This window comes from Nonomuraea sp. AD125B (assembly GCF_041402765.1).
Taxonomy (GTDB): domain Bacteria; phylum Actinomycetota; class Actinomycetes; order Streptosporangiales; family Streptosporangiaceae; genus Nonomuraea; species Nonomuraea bangladeshensis.
This window is the reverse complement of record NZ_JBGLOU010000005.1, coordinates 169,818-190,611: the sequence shown is the minus strand read 5'-3', so window position 1 is coordinate 190,611 and position 20,794 is coordinate 169,818. Positions and strand designations below refer to the sequence as shown.

Here is a 20,794-nt window from a genome sequence, read left to right as displayed (position 1 = left end):
ATGTCGTCCGAATCCGTGGAAGTCGTGCTGGTCGTCGTCGACCAGGACGGTGCCGTGCTGTGCGACATGGCCGGCGGCGATCCGGCGCTGCCCCGGGTGCGCTTCGACGCCAGGTGGCCGCCCATGGACAGCGAGCTGACCGATCTCGTCCGTCGCGAGCTCGGGCTGAGCACGGTGGTCCTGGAGCCGTTGGACTTCACGACAGTGGTGCTGCTGGCGGCGGGCGGGGCACGCCCGGCCTGCGCCGACGGGTTCGCCTGGCACGGGCAGGACGCGGTCACCGGGCAGAGCCTCGTCCTCGATCGCCGGGCGGCGCGATCTCGGCCGCCGGTCTCCGACTGGTTCCAGCCGGGGTGGTTCGAGCGAGCCGAGTCCTACATCGACGAGGAGCTCAAGGCCGCCGGTCGCGCCCGGCTCGGTCCGAGCCGGCAGATCAAGCACTGGAGCATGTCCGCCGTGCTCCGCACGCCGACCGACCGTGGGGACCTCTACCTGAAGGCGGTCCTGCCGAGGCTGGCCCGCGAACCGGACATCACGCGCTACCTGGCGTCCTTGCGCATCGCGCCGTTCGCCACCATCACCGCGATGTCACGCGATGATCGCTGGTGGCTCGCCGAGGACTTCGGCGGCGTGGACGGCTGGGCGGTCTCCGTGGAGAAGCGTCGTGCCTGCCTGGCGCAGCTGGCCATGGTGCAGAAAGAGACCATCGGCCGCGTGGACGAGCTGACCGACGCGGGATGTTCCCGGCTCACCCCGGCTGCGCTGGCCGACGCTGTGCGGTCGACCTTGGCCCGTGACGACCTCTGGCGGGCGCCCAAGCGGCCGAGAAATCTGGGCCGGGCGCTGAGCGGCGAGGAGGCCGATCGGCTTCAGGCGCTGACGCCGTATCTCGTCGAGTGCGCCGAGCGCCTGGACGAGGCGGCCGTTCCGGCGACGATCGTCCACCGCGACTTCCACCCGGGCAATGTGGTCGTACGCGAGGACGAGATCCTGTTGCACGACTGGAGCTTCGCCACCATCACGAACCCGTTGTTCGATCTGGCCTCGTGGCTGCTGGACACGTCCGAGCCGGACGCCGCGAGCTACCTCGACGCCTACTTCGCCGCCTGGTCCGGCGCCGTCGCCCCGGAACGGATGCGCAGCGCGTGGCACGTGGCCAAGCCGCTCGCCGCCGTGGTGGAGATGATGAAGCTGATCGAGCTGGCCGGCATCGTCGGACCGGATCACGACTTCAACTGGCTGCCCATGACCTACGGTTGGGCCCGGCGGCTGCTGAACGCGGCCACCGACCCGAGCCTGACCACCAACGGGTGGCAGAAGTAGGGCTCATCGGCCCGGCCTCTGCGATGGGATCGCAACGCGGCGCGAAGTTCTACGCGACATCTTCCGGCTCTCTCTCCGCCGCCAAGGGCCGAAGCGCCAGGACCGCCAGGTCGTCACCGAACGCGACGATCAGCCGGCCGTCCGACGACGCTGCGGCCACGTGCGACACCGCGCCCGGGAGATCCGCCCGCCGCAGCTGCCGGCCACTGTCCAGGTCCCACACTCGGGCCGTGTGATCCTCACCGCCGCTCACCACGACGGGGTGGCCGGCAAATTCCGTCGCCGTCAGGGCCAGCACTGGCGCCGTATGCCCGACGAAGGGCTGCCTGACCGGCTGTCCGCTGTCCAGGTCCCACACGCGGACAGTACGGTCCGTGCCGCCGGTGACCACGACGGGGACGCCGTCGAGTGCGCTGATCGCGATGGCGTTCACCGTTCCGCTGTGACCGGTCTCCGGTCGGCAGACCGGGCGGCCGCTGGACAGCCACCACGCCCGTATCTCGGGCGCGCCGAACCCGTGTCCGGCGGTGACCGCCACGGCGCGGCCTCGAAGCGAGCCGATGACGGCGGCGGTGACGCCGGCGTGCTCATCGCCGCGCCCGGTGATGGCTGTGCCCAGGGAGCCGTCGTCCATGAACCACACCCGCGCTTCGTTGGAGCGTCCGCCCGTCACCACCACGGGACGGCCGCCCAGGTGGCCGGTGACCACCGCGGTGATGCGGCCGTGATGGTCCTGCTCGTAGTGCGGCGTGCTGAAGGCGACGTCCCTGGCCTGACCGCCGGGCAGGCGCAGCAGCCGCGGAGCCGATCGTCGGTTGCGGTTGATCACCGCTACGGGATCGCCGTCGAGGTCGGCCAGGGCGAGCCGGATCTGTCCCGGTCCGGTGGGGATGGGGGGACCCAGGAACGTGCCGTCGGCCAGGTCGATGACGCACAGATGCCCTTCGCCCCGCCCGGGATCATCCTTGTCGCAGGCGTCGTGGTGCGCCGTGACGACGACCTCGCGGCCGCCGACCTCGCCGACGACCAAGCCCGTGACCTCGCCCGGCAGGCGGCGCGGTCGCCCGGCGGCAGGCGCCGCACATGCGGCGGTCAGGTCCCAGGCCCGCACCACCGACGACTGCAGGCCACTGGTGACCGCGACGACACGGCCGTCGGCCTCGGCCACGCTGACCGCGTCAGGTTTCGCGCGGCCCGGTGGCAAGGGCACGCACAGCGGCTCGCCGGTGGCCGCGTCCAGCACACGCACGCGCCCAGCGCGGTCGACCGCGGCCAGGATCGGGCGGCCGCCGAGTTCCCCGTACGCGAGCGATCGGCTGCCGCTCGTCAGGAGGCCCCGCGGCAGCAGCTCGCGGAGGAGCGTCCCGTCGCGCAGATCCCGGACCTCGACCGGACCGTCGTGGCCCCCGCAGACCACGACGGGACGACCGTTGAGGGACAAGGCGAGCAGGCTTTCCGGCTTGCCGGATGTCGTGATCGAGGCCGCGACCTTGCTTGCGGAGAGGGGATCCCACACGTGCAAGCGGCCGTCGTCGTCACCGATGATCGCGATCGACCGGCCGTCCAGGGTCGTCGTGGTGATCGAGACCGCCCTCGTACCGAGGTGCGCCTCGAACGGGGTGCCCAATGGATGACCGTCAAGCAGGTCCCACGCTCTCACCGCCGATCCGCCGGAGATCACGATCGGACGGCCCTCCACCGTGGTGACGGCCAGAGGATCGCTCACGTGCCCGGTGACGATCCGTGCGCCGACGCGCTGCCCGGAGTCGAGGTCCATCACCCACACACTCGCCCGCAGGAGGTCGTCGACGATGCTGTATCCACTGATGACAAGCGATCGGCGACCGTCCAGCACCACGATCTCCAGGGCGTGGACCCCGCCGTCGCCGAACACCGGTCTGCCGACACATCTGCCCGATCCCAGGTCCCAGACCCAGCCCTCACGCCCGCGGGACGCGACGGTCACCACGTCATGACCCGGCGAGCCGCCGGTGGCCATCGCCCGGACCGTCGCCGGCCCCAGTCTTACGTGGCACGGCAGCTCGGCCGACCACAGCAGCGCGCTGTCCAACGACGTGCCCGTCGCCCACTCGACGCGGAACGGAGCCTCCGCGCCGTGCTCGTCCGGCACCTCGGCGAGCCGGTGACCAAGGTCGCCGGCCTGCCATCGGGCGGCGTCCACGGCCAGAACCTGGCGTCGCGCACCGGGCCTCAGTCCACGGTGCCAACCAGCGGACGTACGGTAGACCGCCGCCACCGACCGCGCCTCGGCCCCCTCCGCCCGGGACGCGAGGGCCAGCACCTCGTCCGGGTCGGCATGGATGAGGAAATGCGCGTCGCCCAATACCTCCTCGATGAGATGCCGCCCGCCGCCACGGCCAGGCGAGTGGTGCTCAACCAACGGTGGACCTCTCCGGCAGGCGTGTGCTGCCTCTCACGTGACGGTTCCTGTCATCCGGGCGTGGTGGGCCTCTCAAATGCGTGTTGCCCCACGTGCGATGCCGCTTGTCGCGGAGAATTCCATTGCTGAGAGCGCCGGTCCTGATCTCCGCGCCCTGCTCATGAATCCTCCTGGTCGGGAAGTGACTGGACGGCGAGCACCTACTCCTTCCGACTTGTGCGAAGATCGGGCTCTTCGGCCTTTAATCGCAAGCATCGTATAAGCGGAATAGCCAGCGTTTATTGACTGTCAGTGCGTAGTTCTTGTCGTGGAGCGCAATCGCATGAGGAGGGTGCGGTGTGATCGAGTTGCGCAGCGCGGACGTCCCAGCCGCCGAACGGTTCGGCTGGTGGTGCGACCTGACCGCCCGGCAGCTGATCCCCACCGAGATCAGCAGCGACCACACCGCCGACTTCCACGCCTCGGTGTCGCTCCTGCCGCTCGGGGCCGCCCTGGTGGCGTCACCGCGCTGCGACGGCATGCGGTCGACGCGCACCGCCCGGCTCGTCCGGCGCTCCGATCCGGAGCTGTGGATGCTGACGCTGGTGCGCACAGGGACGATGTGGCTCGAACAGGGCCGTGACCACGCACCGCTGGCGGCCGGCGACATGGTGCTCCACGACACCTCCCGGCCGTTCGACTGCCAGATCCTGCACCGGGCCGGCCAGGCGCGCGTGATCACGCTGTACCTGCCGCAGACGGCGGTGCCGCTGCCCGAGCGGCTGCTGCGCGCCCGGACGGCCCGGCCGTTCTCCTCCCGGCGGGGTCCGGCGGCGCTGCTCGGCCGGTTCCTGGAACAGCTCATGAAGCAGGGGCCGGCCCTGGAACCCGCCGACCGCGCCCGGCTGGAGACGGTCGCGATCGACCTGTCGGCCGTCTTCCTGGCCACGGTGGCCGACGCGGGCCGCACGGTGCCGGCGCAGACCCGCCGGCGGGCGCTGGCGCGGCAGATCAAGGTCTTCGTGCAACGCCACCTCGACCGTCCCGATCTGTCGCCGGCCTCGATCGCCGCGGCCCACCACATCTCGGTGCGCTACCTGCACCACATCTTCCGGCAGGAGGAACAGACCATCGGTGGCTACATCCGCGCGCAACGCCTGGAGCGCTGCCGCGCCGACCTGACCGACGGCCGCCACGCCGGCCGCAGCGTCACCGAGATCGCCGCACGATGGGGATTCGCGGACGCCGCGGCGTTCAACCGGGCATTCCGCTCCGCCTATGGAATGCCGCCGGGCGAATATCGACGACACGCAGCGACCGGAAGCACCTGACGGCGGCCGCCACCGGACGATCACCTCATCCGGCGCGTCATCGCTCCCGCGCCTCAAGGCTGGCCTGGTCGGCGGCGGTACGGCCCGCCGCCCAGCCCTCCCGGTCCCAGGACGTGCGGATCGCGTGCGAGACCAGGTTAGGGAACAGGCGCTCGACCGCCTGCTCCACCTCCTGCTCGCGCGCCGCCAGCACCGGCACCAGGTCGGTGCCACGGCTGGCGCTCTCCCGCGCGACCGCGTCCGCCGTGGCCTCGGCGAGCCGCTCCCCGATCCTGGAGGCGAACGCCGAGAGGAACGACTGGCGGAACGTCTTGTTCCGCGACCGGCCGTTGCCGTGCTTCTTGGTGCCCGAGTTCACCAGCGAGGTCTGCGCCTGCACCAGCAGCGAGGTGAACAGCATCTCCACCCAGGACAGATCCGCCCGGAACCCCATCACGGTGGCGAACCCCAGCTCCTGCGACCAGATCACCCGGCACCGGTTGGCCTCGGCGACCAGGTTGAGCAGCACGGCCTTGGGCTGCTCGTACGGCGCGTCGATGCCGATCCGGATGCCCGCCGGGGCGTCACCGTCGCCCGGCTGCGCGTCCAGCATCGCCGCGTCGATGCTGTACTTGGCCATCAAGCTCTGCGCCGCCGACATGAACGTCTCCGCCTCGGCCTCGTACGCGGTCGACTCCGCCTTGGCGAGCAGCGCCCGCACCCGCGTGAGCGTCTTCTCGCTGACCGCGTGCGCGCGTGCCTGGACCGTACGGCGGGCGGCCCCGGGCGGCGGGCTCAACGTCTCCAGCCGGGGCAGCCCGGTCAGCAAGGCCAGCAGTTCCAGCACGCCGGAGACGGTCACCAGCCGGCCGGCCCGGTCGCGCGCCTGCCGCGCCGCCAGGTAGCCGCCCTTCCACCACACCGCGGCCTCCAGGCGGGCAAGCTGGTCGCGCCAGCGCTCGTCCACGGTGGCCGGCGCGTAGGCCCGCATCTCCCAGGCGATGAGGTCGGCCGCCGCCCGCCCGTGCCAGTCGGTCAGCCGCCTGGCCGCGACCCTGACCACGTCGGCCGGCTGCCAGCCGTTGCGCCACAGCGTCGAGATCGCCCCGGTCACGGCCTCCACCAGCACGCGATCGGCGTCGTCGCGGTCGGCCAGGAAGGCGGCGGCGGCGTCGAAGGCCGCCTGATCCTCGGCGGCAAGAGCCTCCATCGCCGCGCCGATCAGCTCATTGGCCTTGCTCACACGTGCCGCCCACCTCGAAGAAAGTCCGCCAGGACTCTACCGCGACGGAGCCGATGCCGAGGGCGGAGCGGGCGGTCGTACGCCTCGAAGGCGTCGCCGTCCCGCCCGTTGTGGAACAGGCGGGACGGGGGGCAGCACGGGGGATCAGCTCCCGCAGGGGTTGGTCGCGTTGGCGGTGACGATGCCGTCCTTGACGGTGGAGGTGCCGGTGCTGAGGGTGTAGTCGTTGCCGTTGTTGTTGTCCCAGGTGCCTGAGCCGTTGTTGAAGGCGGCCTTGAGGCTGGTGGCGTTGGCGAGGGTGATGGTCTTCTTCTTCCAGCCGGTGCAGGCCGTTTCCATGGGCACTCCTGGGACGGTGGTCCAGGTGCCGTTGATGCCGTAGTGGATGTTGGCCGTGGCCCAGCCCGTCCTGTAGTAGACGGTGGCTTGCTTGTCGTTCGGCCGGGGGGTCGAGCCGGTGTGGAGGGCGACCGCGCTCTTGGCGGGCACGGTGACCGTCGCCCTGCCGCTGGAGTCCACCGTCACGGTGCCGGCGCCCGCCACGTTCGGGTACGTGCCGGCGGGCAGGCCGGTGGTGAAGGCCTGGGTGACGGCGCCGCCCTCGTTGTTGATGGCGACCCAGCCCTTGTCGCCGCGGCTGAAGGCGATCAGGTTGTTCCCGTTGTCGGTCCAGTTGGCGACGCCGGCGCCCTTGACGGCGTTGTAGAAGCCCACCATGCCGGAGACCTGCCGGTCGAAGCAGGTCCACTGACCGTTGGAGCAGTTGACGTCGGTGACGTACCCGCCGCCCGCCGAGGGCGGGCCCGCCTCGCTGTTGTTCCAGGTGTAGGAGGCGTACACCTGAGGGGTGCCGAACGGCCAGGCGAGCATGAAGAGGTTGGCCAGCCTGTACGTGTCGCCGCTCTTGTAGGTGAGCGTGGAGCCGCCCCGCTCGGTGTCGTGGTTGTCGACGAACACCACGGCCTTGTCGCTGGGCACCGACAGACCCCAGCTCTCCCCGAACGTGCGGAGGTTCTTGATCTGGGCGGTGAACTGTTCCCGCAGCTTACGGCCGTAGACGAACTCGTCGACGTCGCCGACGCCGGTGTACTGGCTCGGCTGGACGGCCTCCTGGTCGCCTTGGATGACCTCCTGGTGGATGTAGGGCGACCCGACGAGCTTGGCCTTGATGGCGGCCAGGTCGCCGGGGTTGATGTGCTTGGCGGCGTCGATGCGGAAGCCGGACACGCCGAGCGAGGTCAGCTTGTTCATGTAGCCGGCGATCTTGCCCCGGACGTACTCGGACCCGGTGTTCAGATCCGACAGGCTCACCAGCTCGCAGTTCTGGACCCGCCAGGCGTCGTTGCGGTAGTCGCCCTGGTTGATCTGGCAGGTGGGCTGGTGGAAGTCCTGGGAGGAGTAGAGACCCGGGTAGTCGTACTTGCTGAAGGTGTAGCCGCCGTAGCTGGTGGCGCCCTGGCCGGTCATGTGGTTGATGACCGTGTCCACCTGGACCTTCACGCCGGCGCCTCTGCAGGTGTCGACCATGCGCCTGAACGCGGCCTCGTCGCCGAACTTGCTGGTCAGCTCGTAGCGGGCGGGCTGGTAGATGTCCCACCAGACCGTGCCGCCCTTGGTCATCGAGTCCTGGGGCGGTGACACCTGCACCGCGCCGTACCCGGCCGGGCCGAGCACTTCGGTGCACTCCCTGGCCACCGAGTTCCAGTTCCAGTTCCACAGGTTGGCGATCACGCCGATGTCGGAGGCGGCGTGGGCGGGGGCTTGGTTCAGTACGGGCACGGCGATGCCGCTCGCCGCCGTTAATGCGGCGGCGACGATTGCTTTGTAGAGTTTCATACGGGGATCTCCAGAAACGTGAGGATGGGGTCCCATCAACGGGCTGGGTGGGCCAACACCCGGCCCGTTCTGCTTTCGAGGCTGCTCGTGGCCGTGCCGGCGGCGCTCTGGCATCACGGTGGGGGAGGGGCACCATCAGAACCTCCGCGTTCGGATTTCCTCGGTGTTGCCTGGAAGTTACTCGGCGAGCAAGGGTCGTGCAATACTTTGCAGCCTTTTGCGGGGTAAATGTCGGGGTATGCGTACAATATGGCGATTTATCCTGATATCGCGCTGTAGTTCTTGCGGGCACTTTCCTGGCTCCGAAGGCACGGGAGCAAGGCCGACCTCGCTTCGCTGAGTGAAAGCGGCTTTGCAAGCTTTCAGAATATTGCGCAACGAATACGGTCATGTTGACGGCGCCGGGTCGGCATGTTGTGATCCATCCATGCGTATTTCGTACGCATTTAGTAGGAAATGAGGTGGTTATGGGGTTACTTCAGCGTGCCGCCGCGGTAGTCATGCTCCTGGCGAGCGCGGGAGGCATCCAGGCCGTGCAGAGCGGGCCGGCGCAGGCGGCTCTGCCCACCGCCGCCGTCGTGCTCGGTGACAGCTTCGTCAGCGGGGAGGGGGCGGGGGACTACCTGCCCGTCGTCGACGCCTCCGGCACGGCGCAGGCCTTCCCCGGCTGGTCGGCGGCCAACAGCAACGCCTACTTCTGTCACCGGTCGGCGAACGCCTCGGTGTTCACGGCGTCGCTCCCGGGCATCCAGCAACGTTTCAACCTCGCGTGCTCCGGCGCCCAGCCCGCCGACATCGCCGCCCCCTCCAGCGCCCGGGCCGAGGGCCGCGCCGTCGCCTCGCAGCTCGACCAGCTGCGCGCCGTCGCCCAGACGCACGACATCGACGTCGTGCTCGTCGGCCTCGGCTCCAACAACACCCAGTTCACCTTCGGCGACGTGGCCACGCTGTGCGCCAACCGCTTCATCGCCGACGCCTGGACGGGCTGGTGGGAGTTCTGGGCCTATCTGAAGGGCGAGGTGCCGCAGCAGCCCTGCACCGCCGCGGACCTGGCCACCGACGCCGAGGTCGCCGCCGCCACCGCCGAGACCACCGCGGCCCTGCGCCAGATCCTCGACACCCTCGCCCAGATCGACGCCGACGGCGCCCACCAGGTGATCCTGCAGACCTACACCAACCCGCTGCCGCCCGAGCTCGCCCAGCAGTACCACGAGGAGGACGGCCGCGCCGACACCCGCGACAAGTTCCGCGCCCTCGGCGCCGAGCGCTACGCCGCCGGGTGCCCGATCCACCGGGCGAGCCTCGCCCCCGGGCACGTGTTCTCCCAGAACCTCGGCTCCCTGGTCAGGAACGCGTACACCACGCTGGCAGCCGAACGCCCGGCCGCCGACCTGCGCGTGCTGGACGTCCAGCGGGCTTTCGACGGGGCCAGGCTCTGCGAGAACCCCGGCAGCCCGGCGGGTGCGCTCGCCACGCCGGTCCGGGTGCAGGACGGGCCGTCCGGCACGTTCATCACCAGCCTGTCCGGCTGGGACAAGATCGGCATCCAGCGGGCGGCGAACACCTGCGTCACCTACTTCCAGACCTGCCAGGAGTCGTGGCACCCCAACGCCGCGGGCCACACGGTCCTCGGCCAGTGCCTGGCCGGCGCGGTCGCCGCGGCGCCGCGCACGATCGTCACGTGCGCCCGTAACGCGAACGGCACGCTCACCATCTCCTGACGTCTCCGCGGCTTCGCGTCCGGCTGTACGGAGCCGGACGCGAAGCGGGGCAGGCGGTCGGCTCGGGCTCGTCCCTGCGGGGACGGAATACATGCCATTTTTCCCCAACACTTTCGGGGCTATCGTTTCGGCCATCTCGTGAATCGGGTGCCGGGAACAGGCGGTTTTCGGCACCAATTCATTCCCAAAGGAGGTGGCTTCCGTGCCCGCTGCGTTGTGGAGAACCGCCGGCGCGCTCGTGCTCGCCGTGCCGCTCGCCGTGCCGCTCGTCGGGGCCGTCCCGGGCGCCGCCCGCGCGGCCGACCCGCCGTCGGTGACCATCGACTCCTCGGAGTCGGGGCCCGGCGTCGTACGGCTGGCCGGGCGCTTCACCGGCGCGTACGACGTGTCCCTCGTGGTGAACGGGGAGCGGATCGAGCGGGCCAGGGTCAGCGACCCGGACGCCGACGACACCGGGACCTGGACCCACGACCTCGACGTCGGCGAGATGAACGGCGAGATCGAGCTCTACGCGAAGGCGACGGTCGCGCAGACGCGGTACGGCACCTGGTCGCAGCCGCTCACCCTGCGCGTGGACAACCCCCGGGCCGCGAAGCCGGAGGTGGAGATCACCGAGCCGGCCGACGGGGCGCGCCTCACCCGGCCCACGCCCGTCCGGGTGCGCGTCGCAGGGAAGGACGTGCGCTCGGTACGGGTCCGCGTCAACGGCGGCCCCTGGCAGCGCGCCGCCGGGGCCGCGGGCCGCTACGTCACGCTGGTGAACCCCGCCAGGTACGGCGACGTCATGGCGAGCCTGGAGGCGGAGGCCACCGACGCGCGCGGCCACGTCACCAGGTCGGCCACCCGGTACGTCGCCCTCGGCGCGGCGAAGAAGCGCCGTCCGGAGCCGCACCGGCAGGACCGGGCGATGTGGATCTGGGAGAAGGCGAGCTACAACCTGGTGCTCAACCCGGGCTCGCGCCGCCTGCTGGAGACGGTCCTCCCGCCCGGTTCGACCATGTACCTGGGCGTGGACACGTACATGGGACGGGACATGATCGAGGACGCGCGTCCTGAGCTGCGCGACCTCGTGGCCTGGGCGCACGGCCGGGGCATGAAGGTGCACGCCACCGTGGCCGGCGGGACGCGCCCGCCCTATCTGGGGACGCTCTCCCGCTACCGCGACCGCGCCGTGGGGGAGATGGAGCGCGTCCTCGACTACAACCTGTCGTCGAAGCCGGCCGAGCGGTTCGACGGGATCAACGTCGACATCGAGCCGTACATCCTGCCGTGGTTCACCAGCTCCAAGCCCGACCTGCAGATCCAGTGGCTGGACACGCTCCACGCGATGATCGCGCGGCGCGACGCGTCGGGGCAGCCCCTGCTGTTCGGCCCCGCCGTGCCACGCTGGCTGGACACCTCCGCCTGCTGCACGGACATCACGTACGGCGGGACCACCCGCACCCTGGCCGAGCACGTCCAGGACCTCAGCGACTACATCGCGATCATGGACTACCGCGACCAGGCGGACGGCAGCGCCGGCATCATCGCCCAGGCGGCCGGCGAGCTGGCCTACGCCGAGCGGATCGGCAAGCCGCTCTCCGTGGTCGTCGGGGTGGAGACCCTCGACATCGCGACGAGCGGCGACCCGGCCACCATCACCTTCCGCGAGGAGGGCAGGGACGCGCTGGAGGCGGAGCTGGCGAAGGTCGGCCAGGCGTTCTCGGGCAGCCCGGCCTTCGCCGGGATCGCGCTGCACCACTACGACTCCTACCGCGAGCTGCCCACGGTCTGGGGCCCCTCGGCCCGCTGGCCCGAGCCGCCCGCCGACTCCCGGCCGCCCACGGGCGTGGCCTCGCCGCCGGAGGCGGTCGCGTTCGACCACGCCACGGTCGATCTGACGTACGGGCGGGCGTACGACGACACCGAGGTCGACTTCTACGAGGTGCACCGGTCGACCGAACCCGGCTTCACCCCCGGCCCCGGCACGCTCGCGGGGAAGGCGCGCGGGCTCAGCCACACCGACACCGGCCTGCTGCCCGGCACCACCTACCGGTATCGGATCGTGCCCGTGGACGTGGCCGGGCACCGCGGGCCCGCCTCCGATCCGGTGACCGTGACGACCGCGGCCACCGACCTGCGTCCCATGGTCGTGGAGTCGATGGCGGTGACGCTGGAGGCGGGCGCGGCCAAGGTGCGGCTGCGCGTCGTGGACAAGGAGAGCGGGCAGCCGGTGGCCGCCACCGTGCGCGGGCGCTTCACCTTCTCCGCCGGCCGGTACGTGACGGTGACCGCGGGCGCCGACGGCTGGGCCATCGCGACCTCGGAGGCGCTGAAGCTGCCGACCGGCGAGGTCGGCTTCGCCGGTCACCGCCTCACCGCCCCCGGCCACTACTGGGCCGCCGCCTACGACCGCGACAAGGCCGTCACCGCCCGCTGGTAAGCGGGAATTCATTCCTAATATGACGTGAATAGCGGAGTGAATTCAGGGTTGACATTGCTGCAATATGCCAAGAAGAATCCGGTCATGGAGCCACCTGAAGGAATGAATTCCCTCCCAAGGGGTCGGCGATTCCGCACCCTCGCGGCCCGCCTGCGGCAGGAGATCGTGCAGGGCCGCTATCCGGTCGGAGCCCGGCTGCCGACCGAGTCCGAGCTGGCGCAGACCTACTCGGTCGGGGTCAACACCGTCCGCCGCGCCGTCGACCTCCTGGTCGAGGAGGGGCTCGTCCGGCGCCGGCAGGGGTCGGGCACCTTCGTCACCAGCTCCGTCACCACGGGGGCCAGGCCGCGTCTCATCGGCGCGCTGGTCCCGTCGAACACCTACTACTTCCCGCAGGTCGTCCAGGGCATCGAGCGGGCGGCCTCCGCCGCCGGCGTGCGGCTCGTGCTGGCCTGCTCCAACTACGACCCCGACGTCGAGGCCGGGCAGATCCAGCAGCTCGTCGACGTCGGCGTGGCCGGCCTGCTGCTGGTGCCCAACCTGCACCTCGCCGCCGACCCCGACGCCCACCTGGCCCGCCTGCGCGAGCTGCCCGTGCCGTACGTCCTGGTGGAGCGCCGCCCGGCCGACCCCCGCCCGGCCGACCCGACCTCCTACGTCTGCACCGACGTGCACGGCGGCGGCTACGCGGCCGTCCAGCACCTCAGCGGGCTCGGCCGGGTCCGGATCGGCTACCTCGGCAGGATCGGCACCGCCAGCTCCGAACAGGTCTTCGCCGGATACCGGCAGGCCGTCGCCGACCTCGGGCTTCCGGAGATCCCGGAGGCCGTGGCCCGGCAGCCCGTCTGGACCGGCCCCGACATGCTGGCCTACGCCAACGCGCTGGTCGCCGAGAAGGTGCGCGCGGTGGTGTGCCTCGGCGACCGCGAGGCCACCGCCCTCCTGCCCTACCTGCGCAGGGTCGGCCTCACGGTGCCCGACGACATCGCCGTGGTGGCCTACGACGACGAGGTCGCCGACCTGTCGGAGGTGCCGCTGACCGCGGTCTCGCCGCCGAAGGCCGAGGTGGGCCGCATGGCGACCGAGCTGCTGCTGCGCCGGATCGAGCTCGGCCCTGCCGCGCCGGTCTGCCGGGTCGTCCTGCAGCCCCGCCTGGCCGTGCGCGCCTCCTGCGGAGCCGCCTCCGGCAGCCTGGTCGAGGTCCGCGTCCCTTCCTGACGCCGCCGGGCGTCCCCCTCCCCCCCTCCCCCCTCTCCGTTCCTTTGGAGGACCCAATGAGAGTGCGCGTGCTCGCCGCTGCCGCGGTGGCCGTCCTCACCGTGGCCGGCACGACGTCGTGCGGCGGCTCGGCCGACGACTCCGGCGCCGTCACCCTGAAACTCGGCTTCTACGCCGCCGCCGGCGACCCGGCCGACACGACCATGCGGCAGCTCGTCAAGGAGTTCGAGGCCGCCAACCCGTCGATCAAGGTGCAGCTCGAGGTCGCGCCGTACGTCAAGTTCTTCGAACGGCTCCGCACCCAGATCGCCGGCAACCAGGCGCCGCAGGTGTGGCTGTCGGACGGCGTGCTCGTGCAGGAGTTCGCCGCCCGGGGCGCGCTCGCCGACCTGAGCGACCGGGTGAAGAGCGTCAACGCCGCCGACTACTCCGGCATCGAGCTGAACCGCGACGCCCAGGGCCGGGTCTTCGGCTTCCCGCAGGGCGCCCAGACCCCGGTGCTCTTCTACAACAAGAAGATGTTCGCCGAGGCCAAGGTCGCCGAGCCGACGGCCGAGTGGACCTACGACGACCTCGCCGCGGCGGCCAAGAAGCTGACCAAGGACACCAACGGCGACGGCAAGCCCGACGTCTACGGCTTCCGCGCGTACTCGCCGGGCTTCACCGAGAGCTGGTGGCCCATCGTCAAGGCGTTCGGCGGCGACGTCGTCACCGACGGGGGACGCAAGGTCGTCATCGACAGCCCGCAGTCCACGGCCGGGCTCGACTGGATGCTGCGCGCCATGGGCAAGGACGGCTTCGCCCCCGACTACGTCACCACCGAGGCCATGGGCAAGGGCGTCGTGCACACGCTCTTCGCCACCGGCCGGGTCGCGATGTCGTACGGCATCTACGCCCGCACGCTGCCCGCGCAGAGCGCCGGCGTCGACTTCGGCGTGGCGCCCCTGCCGAAGGGCCCGGCCGGTCGCGGCAACGTCGCGATCGTGAACTCGTGGGTGGTCAGCAAGGCCGCCTCCCCGGCGCAGAACGACGCGGCCTGGAAGTGGATCACCTTCTTCTCCGGCGAGGGCCCGCAGCGCAAGTGGGCCGAGCTCGGCGAGGCGATCCCGATCAACAAGAAGGTCGCCACCACGGCCCTGGCCCCCGACCGCGGCCCGGTCTTCCTGGAGTCGCTCGACGCGGCCACCGACCTCGGCACCAACGCCGTGTGGTCGGAGTACACCGAGGCGCTGGCCAAGCGCATGAACGAGGCGCTGTCGGGCGCGACGCCCGTCGCCGCCGCCCTCCAGTCCGGGCAGAAGGAGGCCCAGGAGGTCATCGACCGCTTCTACGCCGGGAAGACGCAGTGACGCTGCTCGCCAGGCGTACCGAGCGGACGGCCGCCGCCGAGCGGCCGCCCGCCCGGAAGCGGCACGCGGGGGAGCGGCTCTGGGCCTTCGCGTTCGCCTCGCCCTACCTCCTCCACCTGGTCGCGCTGGCCGCCTGGCCGCTGCTGGCCTCGCTGTTCTTCAGCATGACCGAGTACGACCTGATGTCCCCGCCGAGGTTCGTCGGGTTCGGCAACTTCACCCGGCTCTTCGAGGACCCGGTCTTCTGGCGCACGCTCGGCAACACGGCGTACTTCGCGGTGCTGTTCGTGCCCGTCCAGACGGCCCTGGCGCTGGCGCTGGCGATCGCGCTCAACCAGCGGCTGCGCGGCATGGCCCTGTTCCGCGCGGCCTACTTCGTCCCGGTCGTCTCCTCGTGGGTCGTCGTCGCCTACGTCGCCGACGCGGTCTTCAACCCGCAGACGGGCATCGCCAACCAGGTGCTCGGCCTCTTCGGGCTGCCCGCCGAGAACTGGCTGCAGGATCCCGCGCTGGTGATCCCCACGCTCGCGGCGGTCGCGGTGTGGAAGGGCGTCGGCTACATGATGGTGCTCTTCCTGGCGGGCCTGCAGGCCATCCCGGAGGAGCGCTACGAGGCCGCGAAGATCGACGGCGCGTCGGCCTGGAACCGGTTCCGGTACATCACGCTGCCGGGCATCTCCGGCACCACGTTCCTGGTGCTGGTGCTCACCTCCATCGAGACGCTGCAGTCGTTCGAGCAGGTCTTCGTGATGACCGAGGGCGGGCCGCACGGCGCGAGCGAGCTGACCGTGCTCTACCTCTACCGCCAGGGTTTCCAGTTCTTCCAGATGGGCTACGCCTCGGCCATCGCGTGGGTGCTGTTCGTGCTGGTGCTCGCGCTCACCCTGGTGCAGTTCCGGCTCCAGCGCAGGTGGGTGCACTATGCGTAAGACCGTCTCGTACGTCCTGGTCCTCGCGGGCGCCGCGGTCATGCTGCTGCCCTTCGTCGCGGCGCTCGGGAACTCGCTCAAGAGCTTCGCCCAGTACATCCAGGTCCCGCCCGTGTGGATCCCCGACCCCGTCCAGTGGGACAACTACGCGGAGGTGTGGCGGCGCGCCCCGTTCGGGCTCTACCTGGTCAACAGCGTCGTGATCGCCGTGCTCGCGGTCGTCGGGAACGTGCTCACCAGCGCCATGGTCGGGCACGCGCTGGCCAGGATGCGCCTGCCGGGCAAGCAGGCGCTGCTCACCATGGCGCTCGGCACCATGATGCTGCCGACCGTCATCACGATCGTCCCGAACTTCCTGCTGTTCCGCTCGCTGGGCTGGCTGGACTCGCTGCTGCCGCTCATCGTGCCGTACTGGCTGGCCACTCCCATCGGGATCTTCCTGATGCGGCAGACGTTCCTCGGCATCCCCAAGGACTTCGAGGAGGCGGCGGGCCTCGACGGGGCCAACCCCTGGCAGGTGTTCTGGCGCATCCACCTTCCGCTGGCCAAGCCCGCCCTGGCCACGCTCGCGGTCTTCACCTTCACCACGTCGTGGAAGGCCGTGCTGGAGCCCACGATCTACCTCACCTCACCCGAGAACTACACGCTGCCGGTCGGCGTCCTCAGCCTCAAGGGGCAGTTCGTCGGCAACGACCAGCTCGTGACGGCGGCGGCGATGATGAGCCTGCTGCCGATGCTGATCGTGTTCGTGCTGGCCCAGCGTTACTTCGTCCGCGGAACCATGTCCGCGGGTCTCAAGGGCTGACAGGCCCCCTCCCCGTCAGAAAGGAAATCGTGACCACAACATCCGGGCTGCGCCTGGGCGTCATCGGCGCGGGCACCATCGCGGAGTTCCACGTGGCCGCCGCCCGCCAGAGCGCCGGGCAGGTGAAGGTCACCGCGGTGTGCGACGTACGGGCCGAGGCGGCCGAGAAGCTGGCCGCGGAAGCCGGCGCCCGCGTCTTCACCGACCACCGGTCGATGATCGACGCCGGCGGCCTCGACGCGGTCGTGATCACCGTCCCGCACGCGCTGCACGCCCCGATCACCCTCGACGCCGCCGCGGCCGGGCTGCACGTGCTCGTGGAGAAGCCGATCGCCACCACGCGCGAGGACGCCCTCCGCATGATCGAGGCGTGCCGCGCGGCCGGCGTCGTGTTCGCGGTCGGGCACGTCCTGCGCTTCGTCCCGACGCTGCGCGCCGCGGCCGGGTTCCTCGCCTCGGGCGAGCTGGGCCAGGTCGTGGTGGCCTCCGAACGGCGCACCGCCGACTACGGCGACCCCTCGCGTCCCCGCTGGTTCCTCGACGCCGGCATGGCGGGCGGCGGCATCGTGCTCAACGTCGGCACCCACAGCATCGACAAGCTGCAGATGCTCGTCGGCTCGCCGATCGTCGAGGTCACCGCGCACGTCGCCGGGCCCGCCGGCGAGTCGGTGGAGACCGAGGCGGTCGCCCTGGCCCGGCACGCCGACGGCACCCGTTCGACGATCTCCGTCACCGGGACCGGCCTGCCGTTCACCGACGAGGCCGAGATCGTGTGCGGCGAGGGCGCGCTGCGCATCAGCCGCGGCGAGGGCGTCTGGTCCTTCCGCGGCGGCGTGGCCACCCAGGTCGCCGCGCCCGGCAGCGGCGAGATGGCCACGGCGTTCGCCGCGCAGCTCGCCGACTTCGCGCGCGCCTGCGCCGCCCGCACCGCCCCCGAGGTCACCGCCGAGTACGCCCTGTCGGTCCTCGACGTCGCCCTGGCCGTCTACGAGTCCGCCCGCCTGGGCTCCACCGTCACCGTGAAGGGACAGTCATGAACCCGCTCGCGTTCAGCACGCTCGGCATGCCGGGCGCCCCGGCCGAGGAGGTCATCGAAACCGCCTCCCGGTACGGCTGCGCCGCCGTCGAGCTGCGCTGCGCGCAAGGCGAGATCGTCGCGCCGGACACCCCCGCCGCCGAGCTGCGCTCGATCGCCCGGACGTTCGCCGGCGCCGGGATCGAGATCGTCGCCGTGTGCTCCTACACCCGCGTGGCCAGGCCGGACGGCGATCCGGTGGCCGAGGTGCTGCGCCACGTCGAGATCGCCGAAGCGCTCGGCTCGCCGTACGTGCGGGTCTTCGGCGGCGTCGAAGGGCAGGACGACCCGGCCGCCGCCGCGACTCGGAGGCTCGCGGACGTGGCCGGACGGCTGCCGGACAACGGCGTGGACGTGCTGCTGGAGACGCACGACGTGTTCCTGACGGGCGAGGCGATCGCCGGCGTGCTCGCCGGGGTGGGCTCGCCGCGCGTGGGCGCGCTGTGGGACGTGGTCAACCCGTGGCGGGCGGGCGAGAGCGCCGCCGCGACCGCGGACGCGCTGGCGCCGTACCTGCGGCACGTGCAGATCAAGGACGCGGCCTCGCCCGCCGACCTGGCGCCGGTGCTGCCCGGCCAGGGCGCGGTGGGGGTGCCCGGCGTGCTCGCCGAGCTCGGCCGCATCGGGTACGCCGGCCACCTGGCGCTGGAATGGGAGCTCGCCTGGTATCCCGACGCGCCGCCGATCGGCGAGGCCCTGACCGCCTTCCGCAAGGTGCTCGGGCGATGATCCCCCTGGTCGCATCGGCGGCTACGGACCAGGGGCGGTTCCCGCTGGGCCCGGGCACCCGGGTGAGCGGCCCGCGCGCCGATCTCGCACGGGACCTGCTCGGCCTGGACACCCGCGGCGACGGCCTCGGCGAGGTCGTGCTCAAACTGGTGGCCGACCCGTCGCTCGGCGCGGAGGGATACACCCTCACCGTCACCCCGGACCGGGCGGTGATCGCCGCGGCGGGCGCCGCCGGGCTCGGCTGGGGCGTGCAGACGCTGCGCCAGCTCGACGCGCCCGGCGGCGTGCCCTGCGGCACCGTCCGCGACGTGCCCAGGTACGCCTGGCGCGGCGTGATGATCGACGTGGCCCGCTGGTGGCGTCCGGTGTCGTTCCTGCGCGCGTACGTCGACCTGCTGGCGCTGCACAAGTTCAACGTCCTGCACCTGCATCTCACCGACGACCAGGGCTGGCGGTTCGAGGTGCGCGCCCACCCGCGCCTGACCGAGGTCGGGGCCCGTCGCGCCGAGTCCCCGGCCGGGCACGCGCGGGAGGGCAGGTCCGACGGCACCCCGCACGGCGGCTTCTACACCCAGCGGGAGCTGCGCGACCTGGTGGAGTACGCCGCGGCGCGCGGCGTCACCGTGGTCCCCGAGATCGAGTTCCCCGGGCACTCGCAGGCCGCCATCGCGGCCTGCCCGTGGCTCGGCCACCCGTCCGCGGAGCCCGTCCAGGTGCGGACCACGTGGGGCATCTCCTCGCACGTGCTCAACGTGAGCGACCGCGCCGCCGCGTTCGCCCGCGACGTGCTCGACGAGCTGAGCGAGGTCTTCCCCTCCCCGTACGTGCACATCGGCGGGGACGAGGTCCGCGGCGACGCCTGGGCGACCAGCCCGGAGGCGGCGCGGCGGGTGGCCGGCGCCGGGCTCGACGGGCCGGAGGCGCTGCTCGGCTGGTGGGGCCGGCTGCTCGCCGACCACCTGCGCGGGCTCGGCCGCCGCGCCGTGGCCTGGGACGACATGCTCGACCACGACCCGCCCGAGGACATGGTGATCATGGCGTGGCGCGGCGTGGACCGGATCGAGGCGGCCGCGCGGGCGGGCCACGACGTCGTCGCCGCCCCGCACACGCACACCTACCTCGACTACGCCGAGTCCGACGCCCCCGGCGAGCCGGTCAGCATCTCGGGGCCGCTGCCGCTGGAGACCGTGTACGGCTTCGACGCGGGCGACGCCGTCCTCGGCCTGCAGGCGCAGCTCTGGGGCGAGTACCTGCCCACGAAGGAACGCTTCGACTACAACGCCTTCCCCCGGCTGTGCGCCGTCGCCGAGGCGGCCTGGTCCTCCGGCCGGGACCTCGGAGACTTCACCCGGCGGCTGACCGCCCACCTGCCGCTCCTCGACCGGCTGGGTGTGGCGTACCGGCGGCCGTACGACCAAGGAGCGGCACGTGTTCACCTCTGAACGGGAGCTCGACGACCGGCTGGCCACCCCCTCGGCCGCGCTGGTCGCCGACGCCGGCGCGCTGGACGGCGACCTCGTCGTGCTCGGCGCGGGCGGCAAGATGGGGCCGAGCCTGGTCAGGCTGGCCAGGCGCGCGCTGGACGCGGCGGGCCGGGGCTCGGCCCGCGTGTACGCCGTGTCCCGCTGGACCGACGGCCGCGCGGCCCGGGCGCTGGCGGAGGAGGGCGTGGACGTGGTCGCCCACGACCTGAGCGCCGGCGACGACCTCGACGGGCTGCCCGACGCGGCGAACGTCGTGTTCATGGTGGGGGCCAAGTTCGGCACGTCGGCCGCGCCCTACCAGGCGTGGGCGGTCAACGCGGCGCTGCCGGCCGCCGTCGCCCGGCGCTACCGGGACTCGTCGGTCGCGGTGTTCTCCACCGGCAACGTCTACCCGCTGGTGGACGTGGCCTCCGGCGGCAGCGCCGAGGACGACCGGCCGGAACCGGTCGGCGAGTACGCGATGAGCTGCCTCGGCAGGGAACGCGTCTTCGAGCACGCCGCCGCCGCGTACGGCACCCGGGTCTCGATCCTGCGCCTCAACTACGCGGTGGACCTGCGCTACGGCGTGCTCGCCGACCTCGCGGTCACGGTGGCGGCCGGCGAGCCGGTCGACGTCACCACCGGGCACGTCAACGTCGTGTGGCAGGGGTACGCCAACGAGGTCGCGCTGCGCTCGCTGCGGCACGCGCGCGCCCCTGAGCCGTTCACGATCAACCTGACCGGGCCGGAGACCGCGTCGGTCCGGCGCACGGCGACCCGGCTGGCGGCCGCGCTGGGGACCAAGGCGTCCTTCGCCGGCGGCGAGAGCGGCACCGCGCTGCTCAGCGACGCCTCGGTCTGCCACGGCCTGTTCGGCTACCCGGACGTGCCGCTGGACACGCTGATCGGCTGGCAGGCCGGCTGGTTGTCGCGCGGGCTGCCCCTGTCGGGCAAGCCCACCAAGTTCGCGGTACGCGACGGGAGGTTCTGA

Annotated in this window: 15 protein-coding genes; 12 read left to right on the top strand and 3 right to left on the bottom strand. The window is 71.8% G+C overall.

Annotated features, from left to right (window positions below; genetic code table 11):
* Entirely contained in the window at window positions 1–1,323 is a 1,323-nt protein-coding gene (locus tag ACBR40_RS15380; RefSeq protein ID WP_371249119.1) for an aminoglycoside phosphotransferase family protein, read from the top strand.
* A 49-nt stretch (window positions 1,324–1,372) separates the two neighbouring features.
* Here ACBR40_RS15380 and ACBR40_RS15375 read toward each other — a convergent pair whose 3' ends face one another.
* A complete protein-coding gene (locus ACBR40_RS15375; RefSeq protein WP_371249118.1) occupies window positions 1,373–3,322 on the bottom strand; it encodes a WD40 repeat domain-containing protein in 1,950 nt (649 codons plus the stop codon).
* A 740-nt stretch (window positions 3,323–4,062) separates the two neighbouring features.
* Here ACBR40_RS15375 and ACBR40_RS15370 point away from each other — a divergent pair.
* Window positions 4,063–5,034: a helix-turn-helix domain-containing protein gene (locus ACBR40_RS15370; RefSeq protein WP_371249117.1), complete on the top strand. Its 972-nt coding sequence runs from the start codon at window positions 4,063–4,065 to the stop codon at window positions 5,032–5,034.
* 37 nt (window positions 5,035–5,071) lie between these two features.
* Here the strand turns inward: ACBR40_RS15370 and ACBR40_RS15365 are convergent, their stop codons facing one another.
* Together ACBR40_RS15365 and ACBR40_RS15360 are read right to left on the bottom strand one after the other, a co-directional pair.
* Entirely contained in the window at window positions 5,072–6,256 is a 1,185-nt protein-coding gene (locus ACBR40_RS15365; protein ID WP_371249116.1) for a DUF2786 domain-containing protein, read from the bottom strand.
* A gap of 144 nt (window positions 6,257–6,400) precedes the next feature.
* The gene (locus tag ACBR40_RS15360; RefSeq protein WP_371249115.1) at window positions 6,401–8,092 is read right to left on the bottom strand and encodes a carbohydrate binding domain-containing protein; all 1,692 of its coding nucleotides are present in this window, start codon (window positions 8,090–8,092) and stop codon (window positions 6,401–6,403) included.
* Window positions 8,093–8,559: 467 nt separating this feature from the next.
* On the opposite strand from ACBR40_RS15360, the gene ACBR40_RS15355 reads away from it, so the two are divergent.
* From ACBR40_RS15355 to ACBR40_RS15310, 10 genes are all read left to right on the top strand, one after another.
* The gene (locus tag ACBR40_RS15355; protein ID WP_371249114.1) at window positions 8,560–9,813 is read left to right on the top strand and encodes a hypothetical protein; all 1,254 of its coding nucleotides are present in this window, start codon (window positions 8,560–8,562) and stop codon (window positions 9,811–9,813) included.
* A gap of 202 nt (window positions 9,814–10,015) precedes the next feature.
* Window positions 10,016–12,235, top strand: coding sequence for a hypothetical protein (locus tag ACBR40_RS15350; protein WP_371249113.1), 2,220 nt, complete (start codon window positions 10,016–10,018; stop codon window positions 12,233–12,235).
* 102 nt (window positions 12,236–12,337) lie between these two features.
* Window positions 12,338–13,453: a GntR family transcriptional regulator gene (locus tag ACBR40_RS15345; RefSeq protein WP_344219734.1), complete on the top strand. Its 1,116-nt coding sequence runs from the start codon at window positions 12,338–12,340 to the stop codon at window positions 13,451–13,453.
* Window positions 13,454–13,509: 56 nt separating this feature from the next.
* A complete protein-coding gene (locus ACBR40_RS15340) occupies window positions 13,510–14,802 on the top strand; it encodes an extracellular solute-binding protein (RefSeq protein WP_371249112.1) in 1,293 nt (430 codons plus the stop codon).
* On the top strand, window positions 14,799–15,731 hold the full coding sequence (locus tag ACBR40_RS15335; RefSeq protein ID WP_344219730.1) for a sugar ABC transporter permease: 933 nt from the start codon (window positions 14,799–14,801) through the stop codon (window positions 15,729–15,731). Before ACBR40_RS15340 ends, ACBR40_RS15335 begins: the two co-directional genes overlap by 4 nt.
* Window positions 15,724–16,536, top strand: coding sequence for a carbohydrate ABC transporter permease (locus ACBR40_RS15330; protein WP_329581483.1), 813 nt, complete (start codon window positions 15,724–15,726; stop codon window positions 16,534–16,536). Before ACBR40_RS15335 ends, ACBR40_RS15330 begins: the two co-directional genes overlap by 8 nt.
* Window positions 16,537–16,565: 29 nt before the next feature.
* A complete protein-coding gene (locus ACBR40_RS15325) occupies window positions 16,566–17,573 on the top strand; it encodes a Gfo/Idh/MocA family oxidoreductase (protein WP_344219726.1) in 1,008 nt (335 codons plus the stop codon).
* Window positions 17,570–18,340 (top strand): sugar phosphate isomerase/epimerase family protein, encoded by a 771-nt coding sequence (locus tag ACBR40_RS15320; RefSeq protein ID WP_371249111.1) that lies wholly within the window; start codon window positions 17,570–17,572, stop codon window positions 18,338–18,340. The genes ACBR40_RS15325 and ACBR40_RS15320 overlap by 4 nt, the downstream gene beginning before the upstream one ends.
* A complete protein-coding gene (locus ACBR40_RS15315) occupies window positions 18,337–19,782 on the top strand; it encodes a beta-N-acetylhexosaminidase (protein WP_371249110.1) in 1,446 nt (481 codons plus the stop codon). Before ACBR40_RS15320 ends, ACBR40_RS15315 begins: the two co-directional genes overlap by 4 nt.
* Window positions 19,769–20,794, top strand: coding sequence for an NAD-dependent epimerase/dehydratase family protein (locus ACBR40_RS15310; protein ID WP_371249109.1), 1,026 nt, complete (start codon window positions 19,769–19,771; stop codon window positions 20,792–20,794). Before ACBR40_RS15315 ends, ACBR40_RS15310 begins: the two co-directional genes overlap by 14 nt.

Excerpts from the sequence above, each read along its gene's own strand:
- ACBR40_RS15380 (WP_371249119.1), top strand. The coding sequence starts at position 1 with ATGTCGTCCGAATCCGTGGAAGTCGTGCTGGTCGTCGTCGACCAGGAC.
- ACBR40_RS15375 (WP_371249118.1), bottom strand. The coding sequence starts at position 3,322 with ATGGCCACCGGCGGCTCGCCGGGTCATGACGTGGTGACCGTCGCGTCC.
- ACBR40_RS15360 (WP_371249115.1), bottom strand. The coding sequence starts at position 8,092 with ATGAAACTCTACAAAGCAATCGTCGCCGCCGCATTAACGGCGGCGAGC.
- ACBR40_RS15355 (WP_371249114.1), top strand. The coding sequence starts at position 8,560 with ATGGGGTTACTTCAGCGTGCCGCCGCGGTAGTCATGCTCCTGGCGAGC.
- ACBR40_RS15345 (WP_344219734.1), top strand. The coding sequence starts at position 12,338 with ATGAATTCCCTCCCAAGGGGTCGGCGATTCCGCACCCTCGCGGCCCGC.
- ACBR40_RS15340 (WP_371249112.1), top strand. The coding sequence starts at position 13,510 with ATGAGAGTGCGCGTGCTCGCCGCTGCCGCGGTGGCCGTCCTCACCGTG.
- ACBR40_RS15330 (WP_329581483.1), top strand. The coding sequence starts at position 15,724 with ATGCGTAAGACCGTCTCGTACGTCCTGGTCCTCGCGGGCGCCGCGGTC.
- ACBR40_RS15320 (WP_371249111.1), top strand. The coding sequence starts at position 17,570 with ATGAACCCGCTCGCGTTCAGCACGCTCGGCATGCCGGGCGCCCCGGCC.
- ACBR40_RS15315 (WP_371249110.1), top strand. The coding sequence starts at position 18,337 with ATGATCCCCCTGGTCGCATCGGCGGCTACGGACCAGGGGCGGTTCCCG.